Source organism: Inquilinus sp. NPDC058860 (assembly GCF_042743185.1).
Lineage (GTDB): Bacteria > Pseudomonadota > Alphaproteobacteria > DSM-16000 > Inquilinaceae > Inquilinus.
Genome location: NZ_JBHYMS010000002.1, coordinates 40,195 through 63,129, shown reverse-complemented (window position 1 = coordinate 63,129; position 22,935 = coordinate 40,195). Strand labels below are relative to the sequence as shown.

Sequence of the window (22,935 nt, the reverse complement as noted above, 5' to 3'; positions counted from 1 at the left end):
TGGTCTCCTGAATCAGAGGTTGAGGATGCGCACCGGCCGGATCTCGCCGCCGTCGATACGGGCCAGGGCCACGGGGGCGTCCCCGCAGGTGGCCAGAACGATGGCGTCCGGGTTGTCCGGATCGAGATCGAGGGCGGCGATCCGCTCCCGATCCGAGCGCCGTAGCAGCGCGACCGACTGGCCGTGCCGCATCCGATGCGCTTCAGCTTCCGTCAGGGCCACCGCCGGGATGTCGTCCAGCGGGGTCTCGACCGGAAGCAGAATGCCGTCGAGGGCCGATTGCTCGGCCCCCGGCTGCTTGGCTAGCGCGTCGATATGCTCCAAGGGGACCGCGTCGTCAAGGCCGAAGGGCCCGACTCGCGTGCGGCGCAATGCGACGATGTGTCCCACCGTGCCGAGGGCGAGGGCGATGTCGCGGGCCAGGCCGCGCATATAGGCGCCCTTGCCGGACTGCACGTCGAAGGTGGCGTGGTCGCGGTCGGGGATCTCGGCCAGACGCAGGTCGTCGATCCGGATCAGCCGCGCCGCCAGCTGCACCGCCTCGCCGGCGCGGGCCAGGTCGTAGGCGCGCTCGCCGTCGACCTTGATCGCGGAGAAGGCCGGCGGCACCTGGCTGATCTCGCCGATGAAGCGCTGCACCACCGCGGCGACGGCATCGGGCTCGGGGCGCATTTCGCTGGTCGCGGTGACCCGGCCTTCGGCGTCGTCGGTGTCGCGCGCCTCGCCCCAGCGCACGGTGAAGCGGTAGGTCTTCTCGCCGTCCATGGCATAGGGCACGGTCTTGGTCGCCTCGCCCAGCGCGATCGGCAGGATGCCGCTGGCCAGCGGGTCCAGCGTGCCGGCATGGCCGGCCTTCTCGGCGTCGAAGATCCGGCGGATGCGGCCGACAACCTGGGTCGAGGTGACGCCGACCGGCTTGTCGACCACCACCCAGCCATGCACCGGGCGGCCGCGCTTCTTACGCGCCATTCTTACGCGCCATCGGCGTCGTCCGCCTTGCCGTCCGACGGACCTTCGTCGTCGGACAGGTCGCGGGCGATCACGTCCTGATGCAGCAGCGTGTTGATCTTCTGCGCGTAGTCGAACGAGGTGTCGGCCTGGAAGCTGAGCTGGGGCGTGTGGCGCAGCCGGACGGTCTTCGCGACCTGGCCGCGCAGGAAGGATGCGGCACGGCGCAGCGCCGGCAGCACGACGTCCATCTTGTCGCCGTTCAGCGTGGTGACGAAGACGGTGGCGTGCTTCATGTCCGGGCTGGGCCGGACCTCGGAGACGGTGATCGAGACGCCGGCAAGGTCGGGGTCGTGCATCTCGCCGCGCAGCAGGATGGCGGCCAGGGCGTGGCGCAGCTCCTCGCCGACGCGCAGCTGGCGTTGGCTCGGGCCGTTGGCAGTGGTGTGTCGCATGGGGTCGTTCTCAAAACGCCGCGGTCCGGCTTGGGCCGGACCGGGGGAAGGATCCATCCACCGCCGACCGAGGATAGTCCCGATCGGCGGCGATGGTGCAGGAAATCAGGAAGTCCGGCCCTAGAGCGCGCGGACCTCCTCGACCAGCTCGAAGCACTCGATCACGTCGCCGGCGCGGATGTCGTCGTAGTTCTCGAAGGCCATGCCGCATTCGTAGCCCTCGCGCACCTCGCGGACTTCGTCCTTGAAGCGCTTCAGGGTCTTCAGCGTGCCCTCGTGGACCACGACGTTGTCGCGCAGCAGGCGGACACCGGCACCGCGCTTGACCACGCCGTTGGTGATCATGCAGCCGGCGACCTTGCCGACCTTGGTGATGTTGAACACCTCGCGGATCTCGGCATTGCCGATGTAGTTCTCGCGCATCTTCGGCGCCAGGAGGCCGGTCAGGGCCGCCTTCACGTCGTCGATCACGTTGTAGATGATCGAGTAGTAGCGGATTTCCACCCCGTCGCGCTTGGCCATCTCCCGCGCCTGCGGGTTGGCGCGGACGTTGAAGCCGATCAGCATGGCGCCGGTCGAGGCGGCGAGGGTGACGTCGCTCTCGGTGATGGCGCCGACCGCGGAGTGCAGCACCCGCACCTTGACCTCGACATTGTCGCCCGCGGCCTTCTCCAGCGACCCGGCGATGGCTTCGACCGAACCCTGCACGTCACCCTTGATGATGACCGGCAGCTCCTTCGCCTCGCCCTCGCGGATCTTCTCGAACATCTGCTCGAGCGAGCCGCGCGCGGTGGCGACATGGGACGCCTCGCGCCGCTTGCGGTTGCGGAACTCGGTGATCTCGCGGGCTCGCGCCTCGCTGTCGACGACCACGAAGTCGTCGCCGGCGAGCGGCGTGCCGTTGAGGCCGAGCACCTCGACCGGCTGGGCGGGCCCGGCCGATTTCAGGTTCTGGCCGCGGTCGTCGAGCAGGGCGCGCACGCGGCCCCATTCGCCGCCGGTGACAAAGATGTCGCCGACCTTGACGGTGCCGCGCTGGACCAGGACGGTCGCGACCGAGCCGCGGCCGCGCTCCAGCTTCGCCTCGATCACCGAGCCTTCGGCCGGGCGGTCCGGGTTGGCCTTGAGGTCGAGCACCTCGGCCTGCAGCAGGATGGTCTCGACCAGCTTGTCGAGGCCGGCGCCGGTCTTGGCCGAGACCGGGACGTCGAGCGTCTCGCCGCCCATCTCCTCGACCACGATCTCGTGCTGCAGCAGTTCGGTGCGCACGCGGTCGGGCTTGGCGTCGGGCAGGTCGATCTTGTTGATCGCGACGATGATCGGGACTTCCGCGGCGCGGGCGTGGCGGATCGCCTCGATCGTCTGCGGCATGACACCGTCATTCGCGGCCACCACCAGCACGACGATGTCGGTGGTGTTGGCGCCGCGGGCCCGCATCTCGGTGAAGGCGGCGTGGCCCGGCGTGTCGATGAAGGTGACGCGCTGGCCGGATGGGACCTGCACCTGATAGGCGCCGATGTGCTGGGTGATGCCGCCGGCCTCGCCGGACACCACGTTGGTGTGACGCAGGGCGTCCAGCAGCGAGGTCTTGCCGTGATCGACGTGGCCCATGATGGTCACGACCGGGGGCCGCGGCTGCAGCTCCTCCGCCGCGTCCTCGTCGCCGCGCAGGCCGATCTCGACGTCGGATTCGGCCACGCGCTTTACCTTATGTCCAAATTCCGCCACCACCAGCTCGGCGGTGTCGGCATCGATCGACTGGGTGATCGTCGCCATCACGCCCATGCGCATCAGCGACTTGACCACGTCGCCGCCGCGCTCGGCCATGCGGTTGGCCAGCTCCTGCACGGTGATGACCTCGGGGATGATCACCTCGCGGGAGAACTTCTCCTGGTTCTGGCTCAGCTGGGCCAGGCGCTCGCGCTCCCGGGCCCGGCGCATCGCCGCCAGGCTGCGGCCGCGGGTCTCGCCATCGTCGCTGAGGGCCTGAACCACGGTCATCTTGCCGGAGCGGCGCTTCGGCTCGGACTTGCCGGGGCCCGGGGCGCGCCGGGGCGGGCTCGCGGGGGCACCGCGGCCGGGCAGGGCGCCACGGCCGGGCGCACCGCGGCCGGGGCCGCCGCCGCGACGGCGGCTGTCCTCTTCATCATCGGCCGTGGCCGGCACGCCGCGCAGACCGGCCGGCTCGGCCGGGGCCCGGGCCGCAGCGGCCTGGCCGGAGCGGTCGGCGACCGCCTTGCGGCGGGCGTCCTCGGCCGCGCGCTCGGCGTCACGGCGCTTCTGCTCCTCCTCGAGCAGGAAGCGCTCCTCCTCGATCTTGCGCTTGGCTTCGCTCTCGATCGCGTTGAGCTCGTCGAGCTCCCGCCGGCGCAGCGACTCGGGGTCGAGCGGCATGGCCGGTTCCGGCGCGGCCTCGACGGCCTCGCTGTCCGCGACCTGCTCGGGCTCGGCCGGCTCCGGCAGGTGCCGGCGCGCTTCCTCTTCGCGCAGGGCGACCTGCAGGGCGCGCTGCCGCGCCTCGCGCTCGGCCTGCGAGAGAACCCGTCCGCCCAGCATGCCGCCGCCGCCACCGCCTCGGGCGCTGCGGCCGGGCTGGCCTTCGGCCGCCCGCCGTGCCGCCGCGCCGCCATCGGCGAGGGCCGTGTTGGTGCCGCCGCGCTGGCGCTTGACCTCGACGGTCACCGCCTTGGAGCGGCCATGGCTGAATTGCTGGCGCACCTGGCCCCCGTCACCCGGCTTCCCACCGAGGGTGAGCTTGGGCTTCGCACTGCCCAGCGACAGCGTCTTGCGATCCTGTTCCTTGCTATCCGTCATATCGTCCAGCGTGATCCGCCGCTATCCCTGCACAGAGAAGGCCGGCGCGGCACCCGATGCCCCGTCGACCACACCACGTCCAGCCGGTCCGACCCGGTCGGCTCGACCACGAATTCCGTCCAGCCGTGCCGCTTCCGCGACCAGCCGCTCCGCCAGACCGCCGCGAGCGATCGCAGCGTGTACCATGCGGTCCCGGGCAAAGGCCATCCCGAGTGCGTCGGCGGAGAAGATCTCCACAAGTGCCGGCGCCGGCCGGACCGCGGCGGCCAGGGCCGCCAGCTTGGCTCGCCCGTCCGCAGCGCCATCCGATGCTGCCAGCAGCACCGCGGCGCGGCCCTCGGCCAGCCACGCGTGCACTTTCTCATATCCGGCCACCGCCTGTCCCGCCCGGCGTGCCATCCCGATGAGATCGATGCAGCTCCGATGCAGGAGCGCTGCGATCCGATCGACCAGATCGTCCGGGGCACGGACCGACTGGCGCGCCGCTTTGGCGAACAGGCCCTTGGCCTGGGCCCGAAGCAAGGCCTCGCGCTCGGCGCTCACCCACAGTCCGCGGCCCGGCAGCCGTTCCGCCAGATCGGGCACGACCTGGCCGTCGGGGCCGACGACGAAGCGAATCAGCTCCGCCTTCGGCCGCACGGCTCCGGTCGCGATGCAACGCCGCTCGGGCCCTTCGGCCTCGGGCTGCTCCGCATCCTCGGGGAAATGGACGGTCGCGTCGCTCAGGCCTTCTCCTCCTCCTCGAACCAATGGGCCCGCGCCTGCATGATCAGGGCGTTGGCATCGTCGAGGGAAATCGTCTTCTCACCGAGGATCTCGACCAGCTCGTCGCCGGCCAGATCCGCCAAATCGTCCAGGGTCTTGACCCCGTTCTCGCCGAGCTTGACCAGGATCGCCGGGGTCAATGCCTCCAGCGCCGCCAGGTCGTCGGCCACACCGAGCTCCTTATACCGCTCGGTCAGCTGCCGGTCGCGCTCCTCGAGCCAGCGCAGCGCGCGCTCCTGCAGCTCGCCGGCCACGCCCTCGTCGAAGCCCTCGATCTCCGCCAGCTCGTCGAGCGGCGTGTAGGCGATCTCCTCGACCTGACGGAAACCTTCGGCCACCAGGAGATGGGCGATGACGTCGTCGACGTCCAGGGCCTCCATGAACAATTCGCTGCGCTGCCGGGTCTCCTCCTGGCGGCGCTCGCTCTCCTCGGCCTCGGTCAGGATGTCGATGTCCCAGCCGGTCAGCATCGAGGCGAGGCGGACGTTCTGGCCGCGGCGGCCGATCGCCAGCGACAGCTGGTCGTCCGGCACCACCACCTCGATCCGGTTCTGGGTGTCGTCGAGCACCACCTTGGCCACCTCGGCCGGGGCCAGGGCGTTGACCACGAAGGTCGCGGCGTCCCCGGACCACGGGATGATGTCGATCTTCTCGCCCTGCAGCTCGCCCACCACGGCCTGGACGCGGCTGCCGCGCATGCCGACGCAGGCGCCGACCGGGTCGATCGAGCTGTCCTTCGAGATCACCGCGATCTTGGCGCGGCTGCCCGGGTCGCGGGCCACCGACTTGATCTCGATGATGCCGTCATAGATCTCCGGCACCTCCATGGCGAACAGCTTGGCCATGAACTGGCCATGGGTGCGCGACAGGAAGATCTGCGGCCCGCGCGGCTCCTCGCGCACGTCGTAGATGAAGGCGCGGACGCGGTCGCCGACCTTGAAATGCTCGCGCGGCAGCAGCTCGTCGCGGCGGATGACGCCCTCGGCCCGGCCGAGGTCGACCGTGACGTTGCCGTATTCGACGCGCTTGACCGAGCCGTTGACGATCTCGTCGACGCGGTCCTTGTATTCCTCGAACTGGCGGTGGCGCTCGGCCTCCCGCACCTTCTGCACGATCACCTGCTTCGCCGTCTGGGCGGCGATGCGGCCGAAATCGATCGGCGGCAGGTCGTCGATGACGAACTCCCCGACCTTCATATGCGGCCAGCGCTTGGCCGCGTCCCTGGCGTCCAGCTGGGTGGCCTCGTCCTCGACCGTCTCGACGATCTGGCGGTAGCGACGCAGCTCGATATCGCCCGACTTGCGGTTGATATGGGCGCGGATGTCGTGCTCATGGCCGTATTTGGAGCGGCCGGCCTTCTGGATGGCCTGCTCCATCGCGGTCAGCACCTCGTCGCGATCGATGCTCTTCTCGCGGGCCACGACATCGGCAACGTGCAGCAGTTCCATAGCCTTGGGCGTTCCTATGCGTCTTGGGCGTCGGCCTGGGGGGCGTCGGGCTGCGGGGCCGCAGCTGCGGCCGCGGCCTCGGCCTGCTCGACCTCTGCGGCGGCGGCTTCGATCAGGGCGTCGGTGAGGATCAGCTTCGCCCGCTGGATCTCGGCGAAGGGCAGCCGCACCGGCTCCTCCCCGATCTCCTCGGACCGCAGCAGCACCGTCTCGTCCTCGATCCCGGCCAGGACGCCGCGGAAGCGCTTGCGGCCGTCGACCGGAACCCGCGTCTCGAGCCGCGCCTCGTGGCCGAGGAAACGCTCATAGTCGACGGGCCGGGTCAGCGGGCGGTCGATGCCGGGGGAGGAGACCTCGAGCGTGTAGGCCGTCGGGATCGGATCCTCGACATCGAGGATCGCCGACACCGCGCGGCTGATCTCGGCGCAGTCGTCCACGGTCATGCCGCGGCGGTCGATCCGCTCGGCCATGATCTGCAGCTGCGGCCGGTGCTCGCCGCCGGTCATGAGGACGCGCACGACCTCATAGCCCATCGCCTCCAGCGACGGCGCCACGATCGCGCGCACCTGATCCACTTGCGTCATCCTCTCCGGCATTCCCCGCGTCCAGAGCCTTGGAAAGCCGTCACCACAACGAAAAAAGGCGGGCCGCAGCCCACCCTCTCAATCGTTCGACTGAACCATAGTCAAGCCGAACGCTATGGGTAACTGCGGTGATATATAGCGATCCGCCACAGATACGCAACCTGATTCGCCCCCGCAAGCCGCGGCCCGATTCGGTGCGGCCCGGGTCAGGGAGCGAACCAGCGTTCCAACCAGCCCCGATTCACCCGTTGACAGCATCCGTTTTTCTGCGTCAGGCTTAGTTCGTCAACCTGCCGAACAAATACGGACGATGCAACGCCTCGACAACCCCGTGCCGCTGACGCGTCAGCTCAGCCTCCGCGCCGTGATGGAGACGGTCCTCCATCGCGGGCCGATCTCGCGCTCCCAGATCGCGCGGGAGACGGGGCTGTCGAAGCAGACGATCTCCGAGGTGATGCGGGTGCTGGAGGAGGCGGGCTGGGTGCGCGAGACCGGCCGCACGCATGGCGCGATCGGCCGTGCGGCCGTCACCTACGAGGTCCGGCCCGACGCCGCCTTCGTCCTCGGCATCGATCTCGGCGGCAGCAAGGTGATCGTCGCCCTGGCCGATCTCGCCTGCAGCATCGTCGACGAGGTGGTGGCGCCGACCGACCTGGCCGGCGGCCAGGCCATCCTGGCCCAGATCGTGGCGCTGCGGGACCGGCTGGTCGCCCGCAGCGGCATCGACGCCGGCCGGATCAAGGTCGCGGTGCTGGGCAGCCCCGGCGTGCTCGACCCGGCCTCGGGCAGCATCCGCCTCGCCCCAAACATCCCGGATTTCGACGGCTTCGACGTGCGCGGCGCGCTGGAAGCGGCGCTCGGCTGCCCGGTCCGGATCGAGAACGACGTCAATCTCGGCGTCATCGGCGAGCACTGGCAGGGCCGCGGCCGGGACGCCGCCAGCCTGGTGTTCATGGCGATCGGCACCGGCATCGGCGCCGGGGTGCTGGTCGACGGCAGGCTGCTGCGCGGCGCCCGCGGCGCGGCGGGCGAGGTCTCCTACCTGCCCCTCGGCGGCGACCCCTTCGATCCGGAGCTGCGCTCCAAAGGTGTGCTGGAGGCCGCGGCGGCGGCCGGCGGCATCGTCGCCCGCCACGAGGCGGCGGGCGGCACCCCCGGCCTCTCGGTGCGCGACATCTTCGATCGCGCCGCCGCCGGCGAAGCCCCGGCCCGGGACACCCTGGCGGAGACCGCGCGCCTCCTGGCCCTGGCGATTGCCGCGATCTGCGCCGTGGTCGATCCGGAACGGGTGGTGCTGGGCGGCAGCATCGGCATCCGGCCGGAGATGCGGGACCTGATCGAGCCGGCGCTGCAGCGCTGCCTGATCGACCCGCCGCCGGTCGAATGCAGCAGCCTGGGCAACCGCGCCACCCTGATCGGTTCGCTCGCGGTCGGGCTGAACCGGCTGCACAACGCGCTGTTCGGCGCCAACGACCTGCCGGGCGAGCTGCCGCTGCCCCTCACCCTGAGGATGCTGACCGATGCCGCCTGATCCCGTCGCCATCGCCCTGCCCGGGACCGGCACCGATCTGACGGAGGCGATCCGCGCCGCCATCGCTGCGGCGCATGCCCAGGGCGGCGGCGTGGTGACGGTGCCGCCGGGCGACTGGACCAGCGGCGGCCTGCGCCTGCTCGATGGGGTGCGGCTGCATCTGTCGGCCGGCGCCCGGCTGGCGGCGGCGCCGGGCTGGGACCGCTATGCCGAGACGGCGGTCGACAGCATCGCCGAGGACTCCGACCGCGGCTTCATCATCGCCATTGGCGCCCGCGATATCGGCATCACCGGCCACGGCCTCCTGGTCGGCGACAGCCGGCACTGGCGCGTTCCCGGCGCCGGCAGCCTGGGCACGCATCTGCCGGTCGACCGCCGGCCGCGCATGGTGGTGTTCGAGGACTGCGAGCGGGTCGAGATCGCCGATATCGGCATCGAGGATTCGCCGATGTGGACGGTCCACCTGGTCGGCTGCCGCCGGGCGGTGGTGCGCAATGTCGAGATCCGCAACGACAAGCGCATGCCCAACACCGACGGCATCAATCTCGACGGCTGCGCCGATGCCCGGATCGAAGGCTGCTTCATCAGCGCTGCGGATGACGGCATCTGCCTGAAGACGACGCGCCGCGCCCGGCTGCGCCCCTGCGAGCGGATCGTCGTCACCGGCTGCGTGATCGAGAGCGAGAGCTGCGCGCTGAAGATCGGCACCGAGACCTGGGCCGACATCCGCGACGTGGTCTTCGCCGATTGCGTGGTCGCCGCCTCGAACCGGGCCTTCGGCATCTTCTCGCGCGACGGCGGGGTGATCGAGCGCATCCGGGTGAGCGGGGTGACGGTCGACTGCCACCAGACCCCGGAAGGCTTCTGGGGCTGCGGCGAGCCGGTGACGATCACCATCGCCCGCCGTCATCCCGGGATCGAGCCGGGCCCGGTGCAGGACATCGTCATCGACGGCCTGTCCGGCCGGGCTCAGGGCGCCGTGGTCCTGGTCGGCCTGCCGGACCGGCCGGTCGGCCCGGTCACGCTGGCCAATATCGACCTGCGGCAGGTGGCCGGGCGCGAGGATCCGGTCGGTCACTACGACCTGCGCCCGACCACCACGGACCTGGCGCCCGAGCCGGGACAGGAGGGCCGCAGGAACGCCTGGGTGCGCGGCGCCGACGGACGGATCGTCGGCCTGGTGCCCTATGACGGCGGGATGCCGGCGCTCTACGCCCTGCATGTCGACGACCTCGGCTTGGCTCAGATCCGGCTGCGGCGTCCCACGCTGCTGCCGCCCGGATGGAACCGGGCGGCGATGGTGCTGCGGCACGTGACCACCACACCCGACCTGGCCCCCGATAGCCGGAGCTGACGGAATGGCGTCCCTGACCCTCGACCGCATCAAGAAGACCTTCGGCCCGGTCCCGGTGATCCACGGCATGGATCTCGAGATCCGCGACGGCGAGTTCGTGGTCTTCGTCGGCCCCTCGGGCTGCGGCAAGTCCACCCTGCTGCGGCTGATCGCGGGGCTGGAGACGCCGACCGAGGGCATCATCCGCATCGGCGGCAAGGACGTCACCGCGGCCAGTCCGGCGGCGCGCGAGATCGCCATGGTGTTCCAGTCCTACGCCCTGTACCCGCACATGACCGTGCGCCAGAACCTGTCCTTCGGGCTGGAGAACCTGCGCATGGCGCGGGCCGAGATCGAACGGCGCATCCTGGCAGCAGCGAAAATGCTGGCGATCGAGGCCTATCTCGACCGCCGGCCGAAGGAGCTGTCCGGCGGCCAGCGCCAGCGCGTCGCCATCGGCCGGTCGATCGTCCGCAACCCGTCGCTGTTCCTGTTCGACGAGCCGCTGTCCAACCTCGACGCGGCGCTGCGGGTGCAGACGAGGGCCGAGATCAGCAAGCTGCACCGCGAGCTGGGCACCACCATGATCTACGTCACCCACGATCAGGTCGAGGCGATGACGATGGCCGGGCGGATCGCCGTGCTGCGCGACGGCCGGCTGGAGCAGTTCGGCCCGCCGCTGGAGCTGTTCAACCGGCCGGCCAACAAATTCGTCGCCGGCTTCATCGGCTCGCCGCGGATCAACATGTTCGCCGGCACGCTGACAGGGCGGTCGGAGGCCGGAGCCGTCATCGACGCGCCCGGCCTCGGCTCCGTCACGCTGCCGGTCGATGCCGGCGGCTTGGCGCCGGGCGCGGCGGTCTCGGTCGGCATCCGGCCGTCGCATCTGCGCCTCGGCGACGACGGGCCGGTCCGCCTGCTGGTCCAGCACAGCGAGAATGTCGGCACCGAGACCTATGTCTACGGCGCGGTCGAAGGCGCCGCCGACAGCGCCATCCTGCATGTGCCGGACCAGCTCTCGGTCGCCGTCGGCTCGGTGCTGCCGCTGTCGCTGCCGCCCGGGCGCTGCCATGTCTTCCGCGAGGATGACGGCCGGGCGCTCGCCCCGCTGGCGGAGGCCGCGTGACCATGGTCGCCGTCGAGTTCGATCGTCCGGCCGCGCCCCTGGCGCCGCTCGCCAGCGGGCTGCTGCGGGCCGAGGCGCCGGTGCATCTGCCCTTCATGGCGCCGCGGCTGCAGGGCGACCTGCTGCCGGACGGCCGGCTCAGCGTGTCGATCTGGGGCGCCGGGCATCTCGCCACGCTGTCGCTCGGCGTGCTGCCCGGGCCGGTGACCTACGGCCCGAACCGGGCGGAAGGAGCCGGCTGGTCGCTGCATGTGGCGCAGAGCGCGCCGGCGCTGCTGCTGCGCGGCGTGGCCGATGCGGCGCGGGTGACGCCGGCGCCGCGCTGCGCCTGGTGGCACCGCGATGCCGGCCGGCCCGGCTCGGTCCGACGCGACGGCGGGCGCCGCATCGTCGACCTGCCCTGGGGCTGCGTGGTGCTGCAGCCGCGCGGCGGCGACCTGGTCGTCGCTGCCGGTGCCGACCGGGCGGAGGCCGAGGCGGCGCTGGCGCTTTCTGCCGCGGCGATCATGGCCGAGGCCGAAGCCCATATCCGCGCCACCGACCGCCTGCCCTCGGCCGATCCGGTGCTGCGCAGCATGGTGCAGCAGGGCGCGCATGCCGCGCTGTCGAGCATCCGCCGCGACCCGGCCGGCCGCTTCGCCGGTCTCGCCGCCGGCCAGGCCTATTCCGCCCCGGCCCGGACCTATTACCGCGACGGCTACTGGACGGTGCAGCCGCTGCTGGCCCTGGCGCCGGAGGCGGTGCGGGACGAGATCGACATGCTCGCGGCAGGGATCCAGCCGGACGGCGAGGCGCCGAGCGCGGTGATCCTGTCCGGACCGCAGCAATCCGTCGCCTGGGAGGTGTTCCGGCGCACCGACCCCTTCATCTCGCGCGAGCATCTGCGGCCGGGCGACTGGTGGAGCGACCATTTCGACAGCCCGCTCTGCTTCATCCTGATGATCGCCGATTATGTCCGTGCCACCGGCGACAGCGGCCCGGCGGAGCGGCACTGGCCGCTGATCCGCACGATCTACGCCCGCTACCGCGGCTTCGACGAAGCCGGCGACGGGCTGCCGGTGAAGCCGAACCACGAGCGCGACTGGGCCGACAACGTGTACCGCCAGGGGCTGGTCGCCTATGACCTCGGCCTGTGGGTGGGCGCGCTCGATGCCGTCGCCGGGCTCGGCCGCGACCGCGACCCTGGCCTCGCGGCCGAGGCGGCGGAGGTCGCCGCCCGGGCCCGAGAGGCGATCGGCCGGCGGCTGTGGCTGGCCGACCGCGGCTGGTGCGCCGAATACCGCAACGACGACGGCTTCACCGAGGACCACCTCGCCATCGACAGCCTGACGCTGCTGCGCTCCGACGCGCTGACGGCGGACCGGGCCGGGGCGACGCTGAAGGCGATGCAGCGCTGGCTCTACAGCGGCGCCAATGCCGACCAGCCCTATGGCGACTGGGGCGTGCTCTGCGCCTTCCCGCCCTACAAGCGGCGGCGCGACACCCGGGCCAAATCGGCCTTCGCCTTCCGCTACCACAACGGCTCCGACTGGCCCTACTGGGACGGCGTGCTGGCGCGCGAGCTGCTGCGCCGCGGCCTGCCGGGCTGGCGCTACCCGCTGCTGCGCTGGTGGGAGAGCTGCCTGGAGAACGGCTGGCTCGGCGCCGTCGAATATTTCAGCCCGCCCTTCGGCCGCGGCTCGCTGCTGCAGGGCTGGAGCGGCGTGCCGGCCGGGGTGGCGCTGGAATTCGCATCGCAGGTCCTCGCCGGCGAGGCGGGGGATCACCAAAGGCCGTGAACCGGCCGCAACGGGAGGCAATCGAGATGACGCGACCCATCCGCACCGCGCTTCTGGTCGGCGCCGCGCTCACGGCCATGGCCGGCTCGGCCATGGCGGCGGAGCTGACGGTGATGTGGACCACCAACAGCGACAAGGAGGAGCAGGTGCTGCGCAGCCTCCTGGCCGAATACACGGCGCAGCACCCCGACACCACCTTCAAGCTGCAGCTCGTCCCCTATGACGGCTACGACCAGAAGCTGGCCCAGGGCGCGGCCTCCGGCACCGCGCCGGACCTCGCCAAGACCACCAGCATGCGGCCGGTGATCCGGCCCTTCCTGACCGACCTCGCGCCGGATTTCGGCAAGGATTATCTCGACCAGTTCGTGCAGGCCTGGGCCACCGGCGCGCAGCTGGGCGACCAGATCATCGCGGCGCCGCTCGATGTCACCGCCACCGGCATCTTCCTCAACGCCGACGCCTTCCGGAAGGCGGGGGTGGCGATCCCCGACCCGGCCAAGGGCTGGACCTGGGACGAGTTCCTGGCCGCGACCAAGGCGGTGTCGGAGAAGGCGGGAATCCGCTACCCGCTGGTCTGGGATGTCTCGGCCAGCCGCTGGATCACCTATCTCTACCACAACGGCCAGCACGTCTTCAGCGAGGCGCCGCCCTACAAGGTGGTGCTGGACACGGCGCGCGGCGCCCAGATCCTCGACGACTTCGTCAAGATCACCGAGACCCACATGCCGCCGGGGCTGTGGAAGGGGTCCAGCGCCGACAACCCGAAGCAGCTGTTCCTGCACGGCCAGGCGGTGGCCTGGATGTCGGGCAGCTGGCAGATCAGCAGCCTGGTGACGGATGCCGGCTTCGCCTGGCAGGCCGGGCCGACGCCGCATGGCGAGGTGGCTTCCAGCGTGGTCGGCGGCGACTACATCATCGCCTTCAACACCGGCGAGCATGTCGACGAGGCGCTCGAGGTGCTGCGCTGGTTCTCGACGCCGGAGGTGCAGGCCAAATATGCGGCGCCGCTGATGATGATCCCGGCCAGCCTGAAGACCGGCCCGGTCGACTACGGCGACGCCAGGGCCAGCGCCGCGCTGGCGGCGCTGCAGAAGGAGCTGGCCGACAGCCCGCTCTATGCCGGCACCGACCAGGGCAACCCGGCGATGCAGTATGTCTGGGACCCGATCAAGCAGGCGGTGATCCAGCGCGTGGCCGGGCAGATCACATCGGCCCAGGCGATGGACATCATCGCCAAGGCCGCCGAGGACTCGTTGAAGGCTGAGCAATGACCAGTCTGCTTGGGACGGCGGGTCGGGGCGCGGCGCGCCCCGACCGGGACGGCGCGGCGGGCCGCGGGCTGGGGGCGCGGCTGTTCCCCTATGCGCTGGTCGCGCCGACGCTGCTGCTTCTCGCCGTCTTCACGCTGTTCCCGCTGGTCCAGGGCTTCTGGACCTCCTTCTTCAAGCGCGGACTGGTGGTGGCGCCGCGCGCGCCCGCCACGCATCCGGTCTTCGTCGGGCTCGACAACTACCTGGCGCTGGCGAGCGACCCGGAATTCACCGGCACGCTGATCAAGACGGTCGGCTTCGTCTGCGTGGCGGTGCCGCTGGTGATCGCGGTGTCGCTCGCCCTCGCCCTGCTGCTGGCCCGCCCGTTCCGCGGCGTCGGCGCGATCCGCGCCGTGGTGTTCTTCCCCTACATGACCAGCCTCTTGATCGTCGGCATCGTCTGGAAGTGGCTGCTCGGCTACAACTCGGGCCTGATCAACTTCGTGCTCGATCTTGCCGGCATCGCCCCGGTGCCGTGGCTGGAGAACGAGCTGCTGGCCCAGGCGGCGCTGGTCTTCGTCTGGGTCTGGGCCAATGCCGGCTTCTACATGATGATCTTCATCGCCGGGCTGATGATGATCCCCGGCGACTATTACGAGGCGGCGGCGATCGACGCCGCGTCGCCCTGGCGGATGTTCCGCCGCATCACCCTGCCCCTGTTGCGCCCGACCATGCTGATCGCCCTGGTCCTCGCCTCGGTCGAGGCCTTCAAGGTCTATGAAGTGGTGGTGTCGCTGACCCATGGCGGCCCCGGCCGGGCGACGGTCTACCTGATCCAGGCGATCTACGAGACCGGCTTCACCAAGCCGGCCTCGGCCGGCTTCGCCGCCGCCCAGTCGATGGCGCTGTTCGCCATCCTGATGGCGCTGACGGTGCTGCAGCTGCGCATGGCGAAGGAGCGCTGAGCATGGGCGCGAAAAGCCTCAGGGGCGGCCTCGTCACCCTGGTCCTGCTGTTCTTCCTGTTCCCGCCGCTGTGGATCGCGGCGAGCTCGCTGAAGCCGCCGATGGAGATCTTCGCCTGGCCGCCGACGCTGCTGCCGCAGCACTGGACGCTCGACAATTTCGCCAGCGCCCTCGGCGCCGCGCGCTTCGACCTGTTCTTCGCCAACTCCGCCGTGGTCGCGGTCGGGTCCAGCATCCTGTCGGTGGTGATCAGCATCATGGCCGGCTTCGCCCTGTCGAAGTACCGGTTCCCGGGCGACGGGCTGTGCTTCATGCTGATCATGGCGACCATGATGATCCCGCTGCAGGTCGTGCTGATCCCGATGTTCATGGTGCTGAAGGGGCTCGGCCTCCTGGACAGCCTGTGGGGGCTGATCATCCCGCCCGCGGCGACGCCGACCGGCGTGTTCCTGATGCGGCAATACATGCGCGGCATCCCGGACAGCCTCCTGGAGGCGGCGCGGATCGACGGCACCAGCGAATGGCGCATCCTGTGGCGCATCGTGGTGCCGCTGTGCAAGCCGGCGATCGCCACGCTGGCCGCCTTCACCTTCGTCTGGCGCTGGAACGACTATCTGTGGCCGTTCCTGGTGGTGAACGACCAGTCGCGCTGGACCGTGCAGCTGGCGCTGGCCAACTACGTCGGCCAGTGGGATATCGACTGGCCGCGCCTCCTGGCCATGGCGGTGCTGTCCAGCCTGCCGATCCTGGCGCTGTTCATCGCCCTGCAGCGCTTCTTCATGAGCGGCATGATGGCGGGAGCGACCAAGGAGTAGCCGCCGGCTACGCGGCGTCCAGCTCGACATGAACGCGGCGGCCGAGGGCGGTCGCGATGTTCACCAGGGCATCCAGGGAGAAGCGCGAAACGCGCCCGCGCAGCAGATCGTTGATCCGCGGCTGGGTCACGCCGCAATGCGTCGCCGCTTCGGCCTGCGTCCAGCCCTTTTCTTTGAGGATCTCGGCGATCTTCATCATCAGTTCCGCGCGGGTCCGCAGATTGGCCGCTTCCTCGGGCGTGTCGGCGATGGCGTCCCACACGCTGTCGAAGGTCTCGAACTCGGTCATCGGGCACCTCGCACAAGATCGGTGAAGCGCGACTGGGCCAGTTCGATACCACTATATCCGAATCTTCGAGTTCGACTCTCAGGCTCTCCATCGTCATGGCGAGGCGCGCAGCGCCGTGGCCATCCAGGGGCCGGTGCCGCTGGATGGCCACGCCCCTTGGGGCTCGCCATGACAGGTCTATAGTTCAGGCCGCTGGTATGAGTCGCGTTCGCTGATGCAGTGCCGCTATCCCCGCGGCCGGCGGCGGAAGCGCAGGTAGTAGGGCCGGCCGTGCAGGGCCTTCTCCTCGTAGCGGGTCGGCGGCCAATCGGCCGTCCGCTCGCGCCAGTCGGCCGGACCCTCGGCGGTCCAGGCGAAGGCCGGGTTGCGGCGGACGCGCTCCAGCGACCAGTCGAGCAGCGGCGCGTCGTCGGTGGCGATGCGCAGCTCGCCGCCGTCCTTCAGCAGCCGGGCCAGGTCGGCCACGGTGTCGTCCTGGATGAAGCGGCGGTTGTGGTGGCGCAGCTTCGGCCAGGGGTCGGCGAACAGCAGGAAGAGACGGCCGACCGAGCCGTCCGGCAGCCGGTCCAAGAGCGGCCGCGCGTCGTCCGGCCAGAGCCGGACCATGTCCAGGCCGTCGCGCTCCACCGCCGCCAGCAGCGTCGCCATGCCGTTGATGAAGGGCTCGCAGCCGATGAAGCCGACATCGGGGCGGTGCGCCGCCTGCCAGGCCAGATGCTCGCCGGCGCCGAAGCCGATCTCGACCCACAGCTCGCGCGGCGGGCGCGGGAACAGCGTGGCCGGGTCCAGCGCGCCGCCGTGCTCGGGCAGCGCCACCGTCAGCCGCGGCAGCAGCGTGTCGATCAAAGCAGCGCGGCCGGCGCGGAGCTTTCGCCCATGGCGCCGGCCGTGGAAGTGGCGGCGCTTTTCGGCGCCGCCGTCCGGTTCGGTCATTGGATCAGAACGCGCCGCGCAGGTCGTCCACCAGGTCGGTCCGCTCCCAGGAGAAGCCGCCATCAGCCTCCGGCGTGCGGCCGAAATGGCCGTAGGAGGAGGTGCGGGCGTAGATCGGCCGGTTCAGGCCGAGATGGGTGCGGATGCCGCGCGGGCTGAGATTGACCAGCTGCTGCAGCACGTCGGACAGCTTGTCCTCGTCGACCCGGCCGGTGCCCTGGGTGTCGATGTAGACCGACAGCGGATGGGCCACGCCGATGGCGTAGCTGAGCTGGATCACGCAGCGCTCGGCCAGCTCGGCCGCGACCACGTTCTTGGCCAGGTAGCGCGCGGCATAGGCGGCCGAGCGGTCGACCTTGGTCGGGTCCTTGCCGGAGAAGGCGCCGCCGCCATGCGGGGCCGCGCCGCCATAGGTGTCGACGATGATCTTGCGGCCGGTCAGGCCGGCATCGCCGTCCGGACCGCCGATGACGAAGCGGCCGGTCGGGTTGACGTAGAAATGCGGCTCGTCGCACATCCAGCCCTCGGGCAGAACCGACAGCACATAGGGGCGGACGATCTCGCGCACCTCGGCCTGGTCCAGGCCGTCGGCGTGCTGGGTCGAGACCACCACCGAGGTGGCGGCGACCGGGCGGCCGTTCTCGTAGCGCAGCGAGACCTGCGCCTTGGCGTCGGGGCCGAACTGCGGCGCCTTGCCGGAATGGCGGGCGTCGGCGAGGCTCTTCAGGATCTGGTGCGAGAACTGGATCGGCGCCGGCATCAGCGCCTCGGTCTCGCGGCAGGCATAGCCGAACATGATGCCCTGGTCGCCCGCGCCCTCGTCCTTGTTGCCGGCGGCATCGACGCCGACGGCGATGTCGGCCGACTGCTGGTGCACCAGCACGTCGACCTGGGCATTGCGCCAGTGGAAGCCGTCCTGCTCGTAGCCGATGTCGCGTACCGCCTGGCGGGCCGTGCTCTCCAGCATGTCGGGGGTGATCGAGGCCGGGCCGCGGACCTCGCCGGCGATCACCACCCGGTTGGTGGTGGCCAGGGTCTCGACCGCCACCCGGGCTTCGGGATCGGCGCCGAGATAGAGATCGACGATGGAATCGGAAATCCGATCGCAAACCTTGTCGGGGTGTCCTTCCGAGACCGATTCGCTGGTGAAGATGTAGTTGCCTTTGGCCACGTCGAACCCCTGGCTGCGCTGGGAATGGTGGAAAACGTCGTGCGGCGGCGACCGAGCTTTTTCGCAAGGGTCGGAGGCGCGGTCAAGTACGGTGCCGTTCGGGAGTCAGCCGGCGTCGGTGCCGCCCTCCTCGGCGCGGGTCCCCGACATGGCCTTGAGCAGGTCCAGGACGCGCCGCCGGGTCGCCTGGTCCTCGACCCGGTAATAGGCGCGGATCAGCTCCAGCGTCTCACGCCGCTGCATCGGGTCGGGCCCGGCGTCGTAGGGCTCGGCCTCCTCGGCCAGGCCGGCCGCCGGCAGCCCGTCGACCGGGGGCGCATCCTCGAAGAAGAAGTCGACCGGCACCTCCAGCACCCGGCTCAGCTGGTGCAGGCGGCTGGCGCCGATGCGGTTCGAGCCGTGCTCGTATTTCTGGATCTGCTGGAAGGTCAGGCCGATCGCCGTCGCCAGCTTGGCCTGGCTGTACCCCAGAAGGGTTCGCCGCAGTCGGATGCGGCCGCCGATATACACGTCGAGCGGGCTGGGTTCGTCATTCCGAGGACGACCGCGGGGCCGTTTCGGTGCATCGGATGCGGCCACACATCACTCCGCAGCAATTCGCAAGGGGCCGGGTGCGATCATTTCGCGAGGCGCGCATCCTAATGCGCCAACCCAGGCAACTTCAAGGCAGTCCGGCGGAAATCGTCCGAGCTTCGGGCCTCGGCGGCACGGCCTATCGCACTGGACGCCCCATTCGGCCGGCCAGCAGCCCCAGAAGCAGCAGCAGCCAGAATCCGGCCTCGCCCCACCGGGCATAGGGCGTCTCCGGCAGCGCTGCCGGTAGGTGGGCGTCGAGGATGCCGGCCTCGCCCAAAGCGATCTCGCCCCTGATCCGGCCATAGGCGTCGACCACGCCGCTGATGCCGGTGTTGGCGGCGCGCACCAGCGGCAGCCCCTCCTCCACCGCACGGGTCCGGGCGATGGCGAAATGCTGGTACGGGCCGCTGGTCATGCCGTACCAGCCGTCATTGGTGACGTTCAGCAGCCAGCCTGGCCGCTTGCCGGCGGGGTCCAGCACGGCGCCGGGGAAGATCGCCTCGTAGCAGATCAGCGGGCTGACCGGCGGCAGGCCGGGCAGGTCGATGGTGCGCGGCCCCGGCCCGGGCGAGAAGTCGACCGACCCGGCGGTGATCTTCTCGATGCCGAAGGGCGCCAGCAGGCCGCGCAGCGGCACGTATTCGCCGAACGGCACCAGATGCGCCTTGTCGTAGGTGGCGAGCACGGTGCCGGCGCGGTCGACCGCATAGACGCTGTTCCAGGCCTCGAGCGGCTCGGTGCCATAGGGCGTGGCCCGGGTGGCGCCGACCAGGGCCAGGGCGCCGGGCGGCAGGATCGCGCCGAGCGCCTTCTGCGCCTCCGGCTCCCAGGACAGGGTGAAGGGCACCGCGGTCTCGGACCAGATCACCGCGGTGACATGCTCGATCCCCGGCGCGGCCGACATCGCCAGCTGCTTGTTGAAGTTCTCGATCCGCTTGTCGCCGGACCATTTGTCGGCCTGGGAGATGTTCGGCTGCACCAGGCGCAGAATGACGCCGGAGACGGGGGTAACGCTGCTCTCGCCGGCCAGCCGCAATGCGCCCCAGCCGGCGATCGCCAGGAACAGGGCGATGCCGGCGGCCGTGGCGGCCAAGCCGGTGCGCCGCGGCCCGGCCAGCGTCGCCGGCAGGGTGGCGGCGGCCACGGTCAGGACGCTCAGCCCGTAGATGCCGATCACCGAGACGCCCTGCAGCACCGGCAGCCATCCGACCCAGGCGTAGCCGACCAGGTTCCAGGGGAAGCCGGTCAGGACATGGCCGCGCAGCCATTCCGCCAAGCCCCAGGCGACGGCCAGGGCCAGCGGGCCGCCCCAGCCGGCGCGGCGCAGCCCATGGAAGCCGAGCCCGGCGAGGCCGGTGAAGATCCCCAGCAGCGCCGGCAGCCCGGCCATGGCGAAGGGGATCATCCAGAAGAAGCGCGGATCGACGGTCAGCGCCCAGGACACCCAGTACAGCCCGGGCACGAAGAAGCCGAAGCCGAAGGCCCAGCCGGTCAGGAAAGCGGACAGGCCGCTGCGGGCGCCGGCCAGCAGCCAGAACAGGCCGGGAAAGGCCAGCCACAGCAGCGGCGCGGCGTAGAGCGGCGGCACCGACAGGCTGGCCAGGACACCGAGGCCGATGGCGGCGCCGAAGCGGCGCCAGCGGCTCAAGGCCGCGATGCGGGCGGCGAGGCGTTCGATACCATGGCCGGGCAGCGGCCCGGCCGCCTCACGCAGCGTCGGCGCCGTCCTTGCGGCGGATGCGGAGGCGTTTGATCCGGCGCGGATCGGCATCGATCACCTCGAACTCGAATCCCTTGGGGTGGGTCAACAGCTCGCCCCGCGCCGGGATCCGGCCGGCGAGCGCGAAGACGAGGCCGCCGAGCGTGTCGATGTCGTCGCGCTCATCCTCCTCCAGCACCGTGCCGACCTTGGCCTCGAAGGCCTCGATCGGCAGCCGGGCGTCGGCGATCAACGTGCCGTCCGGCTTCTCGACCAGCTGCGGCGGCTCGTCGATGTCGTGCTCGTCCTCGATCTCGCCGACGATCTCCTCGACCAGATCCTCGATCGTGATCAGCCCGTCGATGCCGCCGAACTCGTCGATCACCAGCGCCATGTGCTGGCGCTTCTCGCGCATCTGCAGCAGGAGGTCGAGCACCGGCATCGACGGTGCGACGATCTGGACCGGGCGCAGGATCTCGGTCAGCGACTTCGGTGCGTCGACATCGCCGGCCCGGGTCCGGCTCAGCGCCGCCACCACGTCCTTGACATGGATCATGCCCAGCGCGTCATCCAGGTTGTCGCGATAGACCGGCATCCGGCTGTGCGCCTCGCGCGCCAGGATATCGAGCACGCCGGGCAGGGGCGTGTCGACCTCGACCCCGACGATGTCGGCCCGCGGCACCATCACATCGATGGCGCTGCGGTCGCGCAGCCGCAGGATGTTGCCCAGCAGCATGCGCTCGTGCCGGGCGATCGAGGCCTCGTCCTCGCCCTCGTCGCCGTCCTCGATCAGCTCCTCGATGGTCTCGCGCCAGTCCTCCTCGCTCTTGCCGCGCAACAGGCCTCGCAGCCAGCTGCGCAGCGGGTTGGCGTCGGAGGAGCGGGAAGGTCGACCGGAAGATGTGTCGGACATGGCCTCAGGCAGGTGGGTCGGAATAGGGGTCGGCGATGCCGAAGCGGGCGAGGACAGCGGTCTCGACCCGCTCCATCGCCTCGGCCTCGTCATCGGTCATGTGGTCATGGCCCAGCAGGTGCAGGATACCATGGACCACCAGATGGCGGGCATGGTCCGCAGGGGCCTTGCGGTCGCGTTCGGCTTCGGCCAGCACCGTCTCGAGCGCCAGCACGACGTCGCCCAGCACCAGCGGGGCGGCGGGCCCCCCTGACTCAAAGACAACCGGCTCCTCCGCCTCGGTCAAAGCGAAGGACAGCACATTGGTCGGCGCGTCCTTGCCGCGATAGTCGCGGTTCAGCCGCTGCACCGTGGCGTCGTCGGCGAACACGATCGACAGCTCGGCCGGGCGGCCGGGCTCGATCGCGACGCCCGGGCCCGCCCCGGCGGCGACCGTGGCCTCGACCAGAGGCTCGATGGCGGCGGCAAGGGCATCCTCGTCGGCGAAGTCGGGGCCCAGCGCCGACCAGCCGGGCGCGTCGACGCTGACGGCGAGGTCGATCATGGCTTCGGCTTCCGGGCGCGGTCCGCCGCCTCGTAGGCGCGCACGATGCGCGCGACCAGCGGGTGGCGCACCACGTCGCGGTCGTTGAAGCGGACGACACGGATGCCCTCGACCCCGTCCAGGATCTCCAGCGCGTCGACCAGGCCGGATCTCTCGCCGCGTGGCAGGTCGACCTGGCTGATGTCGCCGGTGACGACCATGCGGCTGGCCTCGCCCATCCGGGTCAGGGCCATGCGCATCTGCATCACCGTGGTGTTCTGCGCCTCGTCCAGGATGACGAAGGCATGGGCCAGGGTGCGGCCGCGCATGAAGGCCAGCGGCGCGATCTCGATCACGCCGGTCTCCATGTTCTTGGCCACCTGCTCGGCCGGCAGCAGATCGTAGAGGGCGTCGTAGAGCGGGCGGAGATAGGGATCGACCTTCTCCTTCATGTCGCCGGGCAGGAAGCCCAGCCGCTCCCCGGCCTCGACCGCCGGTCGCGACAGCACGATGCGGTCGACCCGGCCGGCGATCAGCATCGACACCGCCTGGGCGACGGCGAGATAGGTCTTGCCGGTACCGGCCGGGCCGACGCCGAACACCATCTCGCTCTGGGCCAGCGCCTCGATGTACTCCGCCTGGGTCGGCGAGCGCGGGCCGATCCGCTTGCGCCGGGTGACGATGGCGGCGTCGGATTTCAGCAGCGCGCGCAGCGGCGCCCCGTCGGCGGCGGGCGCGTCGCGCACCAGCCGGATCACGCCGTCGATATCGGCGCCGGTGACGCCCTGGCCCTGGGACAGGCGCTGCCACAGCGTCTCCAGCACCAGCCGCGCCTGCTCCACCGCCTCGGCCGGGCCCTTGAGGGTCACGGTGTTGCCGCGCGAGGCCAGCGACGCCCCGAGCTGGTGCTCGATCCGCAGGAGATGCGTGTCGTGCTCGCCGTACAGCAGCGGCAGCAGCCGGTTGTCGTCGAAGCTGATATCGGCGCGCTGGGCGGCGGGCTTCGACCGGGCCGGCAT

Annotated in this window: 21 protein-coding genes; 7 read left to right on the top strand and 14 right to left on the bottom strand. The window is 70.8% G+C overall.

The window, feature by feature from the left end; all coding sequences use genetic code 11:
- Positions 1–12: 12 nt before the first annotated feature.
- From truB to rimP, 6 genes are all read right to left on the bottom strand, one after another.
- Entirely contained in the window at positions 13–969 is a 957-nt protein-coding gene (truB, locus tag ACFW16_RS01765) for a tRNA pseudouridine(55) synthase TruB (protein WP_380301242.1), read from the bottom strand.
- 2 nt (positions 970–971) lie between these two features.
- On the bottom strand, positions 972–1,403 hold the full coding sequence (gene rbfA / locus ACFW16_RS01760; RefSeq protein WP_380301240.1) for a 30S ribosome-binding factor RbfA: 432 nt from the start codon (positions 1,401–1,403) through the stop codon (positions 972–974).
- Between the two features lie 120 nt (positions 1,404–1,523).
- Positions 1,524–4,217 (bottom strand): translation initiation factor IF-2, encoded by a 2,694-nt coding sequence (infB, locus tag ACFW16_RS01755; RefSeq protein WP_380301238.1) that lies wholly within the window; start codon positions 4,215–4,217, stop codon positions 1,524–1,526.
- A 21-nt stretch (positions 4,218–4,238) separates the two neighbouring features.
- Entirely contained in the window at positions 4,239–4,967 is a 729-nt protein-coding gene (locus tag ACFW16_RS01750) for an RNA-binding protein (protein ID WP_380301236.1), read from the bottom strand.
- A complete protein-coding gene (gene nusA, locus ACFW16_RS01745) occupies positions 4,940–6,430 on the bottom strand; it encodes a transcription termination factor NusA (RefSeq protein WP_380301234.1) in 1,491 nt (496 codons plus the stop codon). Before nusA ends, ACFW16_RS01750 begins: the two co-directional genes overlap by 28 nt.
- A 14-nt stretch (positions 6,431–6,444) precedes the next feature.
- The gene (gene rimP, locus ACFW16_RS01740) at positions 6,445–7,014 is read right to left on the bottom strand and encodes a ribosome maturation factor RimP (RefSeq protein ID WP_380301232.1); all 570 of its coding nucleotides are present in this window, start codon (positions 7,012–7,014) and stop codon (positions 6,445–6,447) included.
- A 310-nt stretch (positions 7,015–7,324) separates the two neighbouring features.
- On the opposite strand from rimP, the gene ACFW16_RS01735 reads away from it, so the two are divergent.
- Genes ACFW16_RS01735 through ACFW16_RS01705 form a run of 7 tightly spaced genes read left to right on the top strand, consistent with a single transcriptional unit; the run spans position 7,325 to position 15,812 of the window.
- A complete protein-coding gene (locus tag ACFW16_RS01735) occupies positions 7,325–8,545 on the top strand; it encodes an ROK family transcriptional regulator (RefSeq protein WP_380301230.1) in 1,221 nt (406 codons plus the stop codon).
- A complete protein-coding gene (locus ACFW16_RS01730) occupies positions 8,535–9,899 on the top strand; it encodes a glycoside hydrolase family 28 protein (protein ID WP_380301228.1) in 1,365 nt (454 codons plus the stop codon). The genes ACFW16_RS01735 and ACFW16_RS01730 overlap by 11 nt, the downstream gene beginning before the upstream one ends.
- A gap of 4 nt (positions 9,900–9,903) precedes the next feature.
- Complete coding sequence (locus tag ACFW16_RS01725) at positions 9,904–11,004, top strand: ABC transporter ATP-binding protein (protein ID WP_380301226.1); 1,101 nt, start codon at positions 9,904–9,906, stop codon at positions 11,002–11,004.
- 2 nt (positions 11,005–11,006) lie between these two features.
- The gene (locus tag ACFW16_RS01720) at positions 11,007–12,782 is read left to right on the top strand and encodes a GH116 family glycosyl hydrolase (protein ID WP_380301619.1); all 1,776 of its coding nucleotides are present in this window, start codon (positions 11,007–11,009) and stop codon (positions 12,780–12,782) included.
- 26 nt (positions 12,783–12,808) lie between these two features.
- Positions 12,809–14,053: an ABC transporter substrate-binding protein gene (locus ACFW16_RS01715; RefSeq protein ID WP_380301224.1), complete on the top strand. Its 1,245-nt coding sequence runs from the start codon at positions 12,809–12,811 to the stop codon at positions 14,051–14,053.
- A complete protein-coding gene (locus ACFW16_RS01710) occupies positions 14,050–14,997 on the top strand; it encodes a carbohydrate ABC transporter permease (RefSeq protein ID WP_380301222.1) in 948 nt (315 codons plus the stop codon). The genes ACFW16_RS01715 and ACFW16_RS01710 overlap by 4 nt, the downstream gene beginning before the upstream one ends.
- A 2-nt stretch (positions 14,998–14,999) precedes the next feature.
- The gene (locus ACFW16_RS01705) at positions 15,000–15,812 is read left to right on the top strand and encodes a carbohydrate ABC transporter permease (protein WP_380301220.1); all 813 of its coding nucleotides are present in this window, start codon (positions 15,000–15,002) and stop codon (positions 15,810–15,812) included.
- Between the two features lie 7 nt (positions 15,813–15,819).
- Here the strand turns inward: ACFW16_RS01705 and ACFW16_RS01700 are convergent, their stop codons facing one another.
- The 8 genes from ACFW16_RS01700 to ACFW16_RS01665 all read right to left on the bottom strand — a co-directional run bounded on the left by ACFW16_RS01700 (position 15,820) and on the right by ACFW16_RS01665 (position 22,935).
- Positions 15,820–16,101, bottom strand: a complete 282-nt coding sequence (locus ACFW16_RS01700) for a helix-turn-helix domain-containing protein (protein WP_380301218.1) — start codon at positions 16,099–16,101, stop codon at positions 15,820–15,822.
- Positions 16,102–16,326: 225 nt separating this feature from the next.
- Positions 16,327–17,034: a tRNA (guanine(46)-N(7))-methyltransferase TrmB gene (locus tag ACFW16_RS01695; RefSeq protein ID WP_380301216.1), complete on the bottom strand. Its 708-nt coding sequence runs from the start codon at positions 17,032–17,034 to the stop codon at positions 16,327–16,329.
- 4 nt (positions 17,035–17,038) lie between these two features.
- Positions 17,039–18,205, bottom strand: a complete 1,167-nt coding sequence (gene metK, locus ACFW16_RS01690; RefSeq protein ID WP_380301214.1) for a methionine adenosyltransferase — start codon at positions 18,203–18,205, stop codon at positions 17,039–17,041.
- Between the two features lie 105 nt (positions 18,206–18,310).
- A complete protein-coding gene (locus tag ACFW16_RS01685; RefSeq protein WP_380301212.1) occupies positions 18,311–18,715 on the bottom strand; it encodes a helix-turn-helix domain-containing protein in 405 nt (134 codons plus the stop codon).
- 202 nt (positions 18,716–18,917) lie between these two features.
- Positions 18,918–20,552, bottom strand: a complete 1,635-nt coding sequence (lnt, locus tag ACFW16_RS01680; protein WP_380301210.1) for an apolipoprotein N-acyltransferase — start codon at positions 20,550–20,552, stop codon at positions 18,918–18,920.
- Positions 20,488–21,393 carry a hemolysin family protein gene (locus ACFW16_RS01675; RefSeq protein ID WP_380301208.1) on the bottom strand — a complete coding sequence of 302 codons (906 nt, stop codon included), beginning with the start codon at positions 21,391–21,393 and terminating at the stop codon, positions 20,488–20,490. The genes lnt and ACFW16_RS01675 overlap by 65 nt, the downstream gene beginning before the upstream one ends.
- Positions 21,394–21,397: 4 nt before the next feature.
- Positions 21,398–21,937: an rRNA maturation RNase YbeY gene (gene ybeY / locus ACFW16_RS01670; protein ID WP_380301206.1), complete on the bottom strand. Its 540-nt coding sequence runs from the start codon at positions 21,935–21,937 to the stop codon at positions 21,398–21,400.
- The gene (locus ACFW16_RS01665) at positions 21,934–22,935 is read right to left on the bottom strand and encodes a PhoH family protein (RefSeq protein ID WP_380301617.1); all 1,002 of its coding nucleotides are present in this window, start codon (positions 22,933–22,935) and stop codon (positions 21,934–21,936) included. Before ACFW16_RS01665 ends, ybeY begins: the two co-directional genes overlap by 4 nt.

Coding starts and splice junctions, on each gene's coding strand:
- infB (WP_380301238.1), bottom strand. CDS start 4,217: ATGACGGATAGCAAGGAACAGGATCGCAAGACGCTGTCGCTGGGCAGT.
- ACFW16_RS01715 (WP_380301224.1), top strand. CDS start 12,809: ATGACGCGACCCATCCGCACCGCGCTTCTGGTCGGCGCCGCGCTCACG.
- ACFW16_RS01720 (WP_380301619.1), top strand. CDS start 11,007: ATGGTCGCCGTCGAGTTCGATCGTCCGGCCGCGCCCCTGGCGCCGCTC.
- ybeY (WP_380301206.1), bottom strand. CDS start 21,937: ATGATCGACCTCGCCGTCAGCGTCGACGCGCCCGGCTGGTCGGCGCTG.
- rbfA (WP_380301240.1), bottom strand. CDS start 1,403: ATGCGACACACCACTGCCAACGGCCCGAGCCAACGCCAGCTGCGCGTC.
- lnt (WP_380301210.1), bottom strand. CDS start 20,552: ATGCCGATCCGCGCCGGATCAAACGCCTCCGCATCCGCCGCAAGGACG.
- rimP (WP_380301232.1), bottom strand. CDS start 7,014: ATGACGCAAGTGGATCAGGTGCGCGCGATCGTGGCGCCGTCGCTGGAG.
- ACFW16_RS01665 (WP_380301617.1), bottom strand. CDS start 22,935: ATGCCGGCCCGGTCGAAGCCCGCCGCCCAGCGCGCCGATATCAGCTTC.
- nusA (WP_380301234.1), bottom strand. CDS start 6,430: ATGGAACTGCTGCACGTTGCCGATGTCGTGGCCCGCGAGAAGAGCATC.
- ACFW16_RS01730 (WP_380301228.1), top strand. CDS start 8,535: ATGCCGCCTGATCCCGTCGCCATCGCCCTGCCCGGGACCGGCACCGAT.
- ACFW16_RS01735 (WP_380301230.1), top strand. CDS start 7,325: ATGCAACGCCTCGACAACCCCGTGCCGCTGACGCGTCAGCTCAGCCTC.
- ACFW16_RS01705 (WP_380301220.1), top strand. CDS start 15,000: ATGGGCGCGAAAAGCCTCAGGGGCGGCCTCGTCACCCTGGTCCTGCTG.
- ACFW16_RS01700 (WP_380301218.1), bottom strand. CDS start 16,101: ATGACCGAGTTCGAGACCTTCGACAGCGTGTGGGACGCCATCGCCGAC.
- truB (WP_380301242.1), bottom strand. CDS start 969: ATGGCGCGTAAGAAGCGCGGCCGCCCGGTGCATGGCTGGGTGGTGGTC.
- ACFW16_RS01710 (WP_380301222.1), top strand. CDS start 14,050: ATGACCAGTCTGCTTGGGACGGCGGGTCGGGGCGCGGCGCGCCCCGAC.
- ACFW16_RS01725 (WP_380301226.1), top strand. CDS start 9,904: ATGGCGTCCCTGACCCTCGACCGCATCAAGAAGACCTTCGGCCCGGTC.
- ACFW16_RS01695 (WP_380301216.1), bottom strand. CDS start 17,034: ATGACCGAACCGGACGGCGGCGCCGAAAAGCGCCGCCACTTCCACGGC.
- ACFW16_RS01675 (WP_380301208.1), bottom strand. CDS start 21,393: ATGTCCGACACATCTTCCGGTCGACCTTCCCGCTCCTCCGACGCCAAC.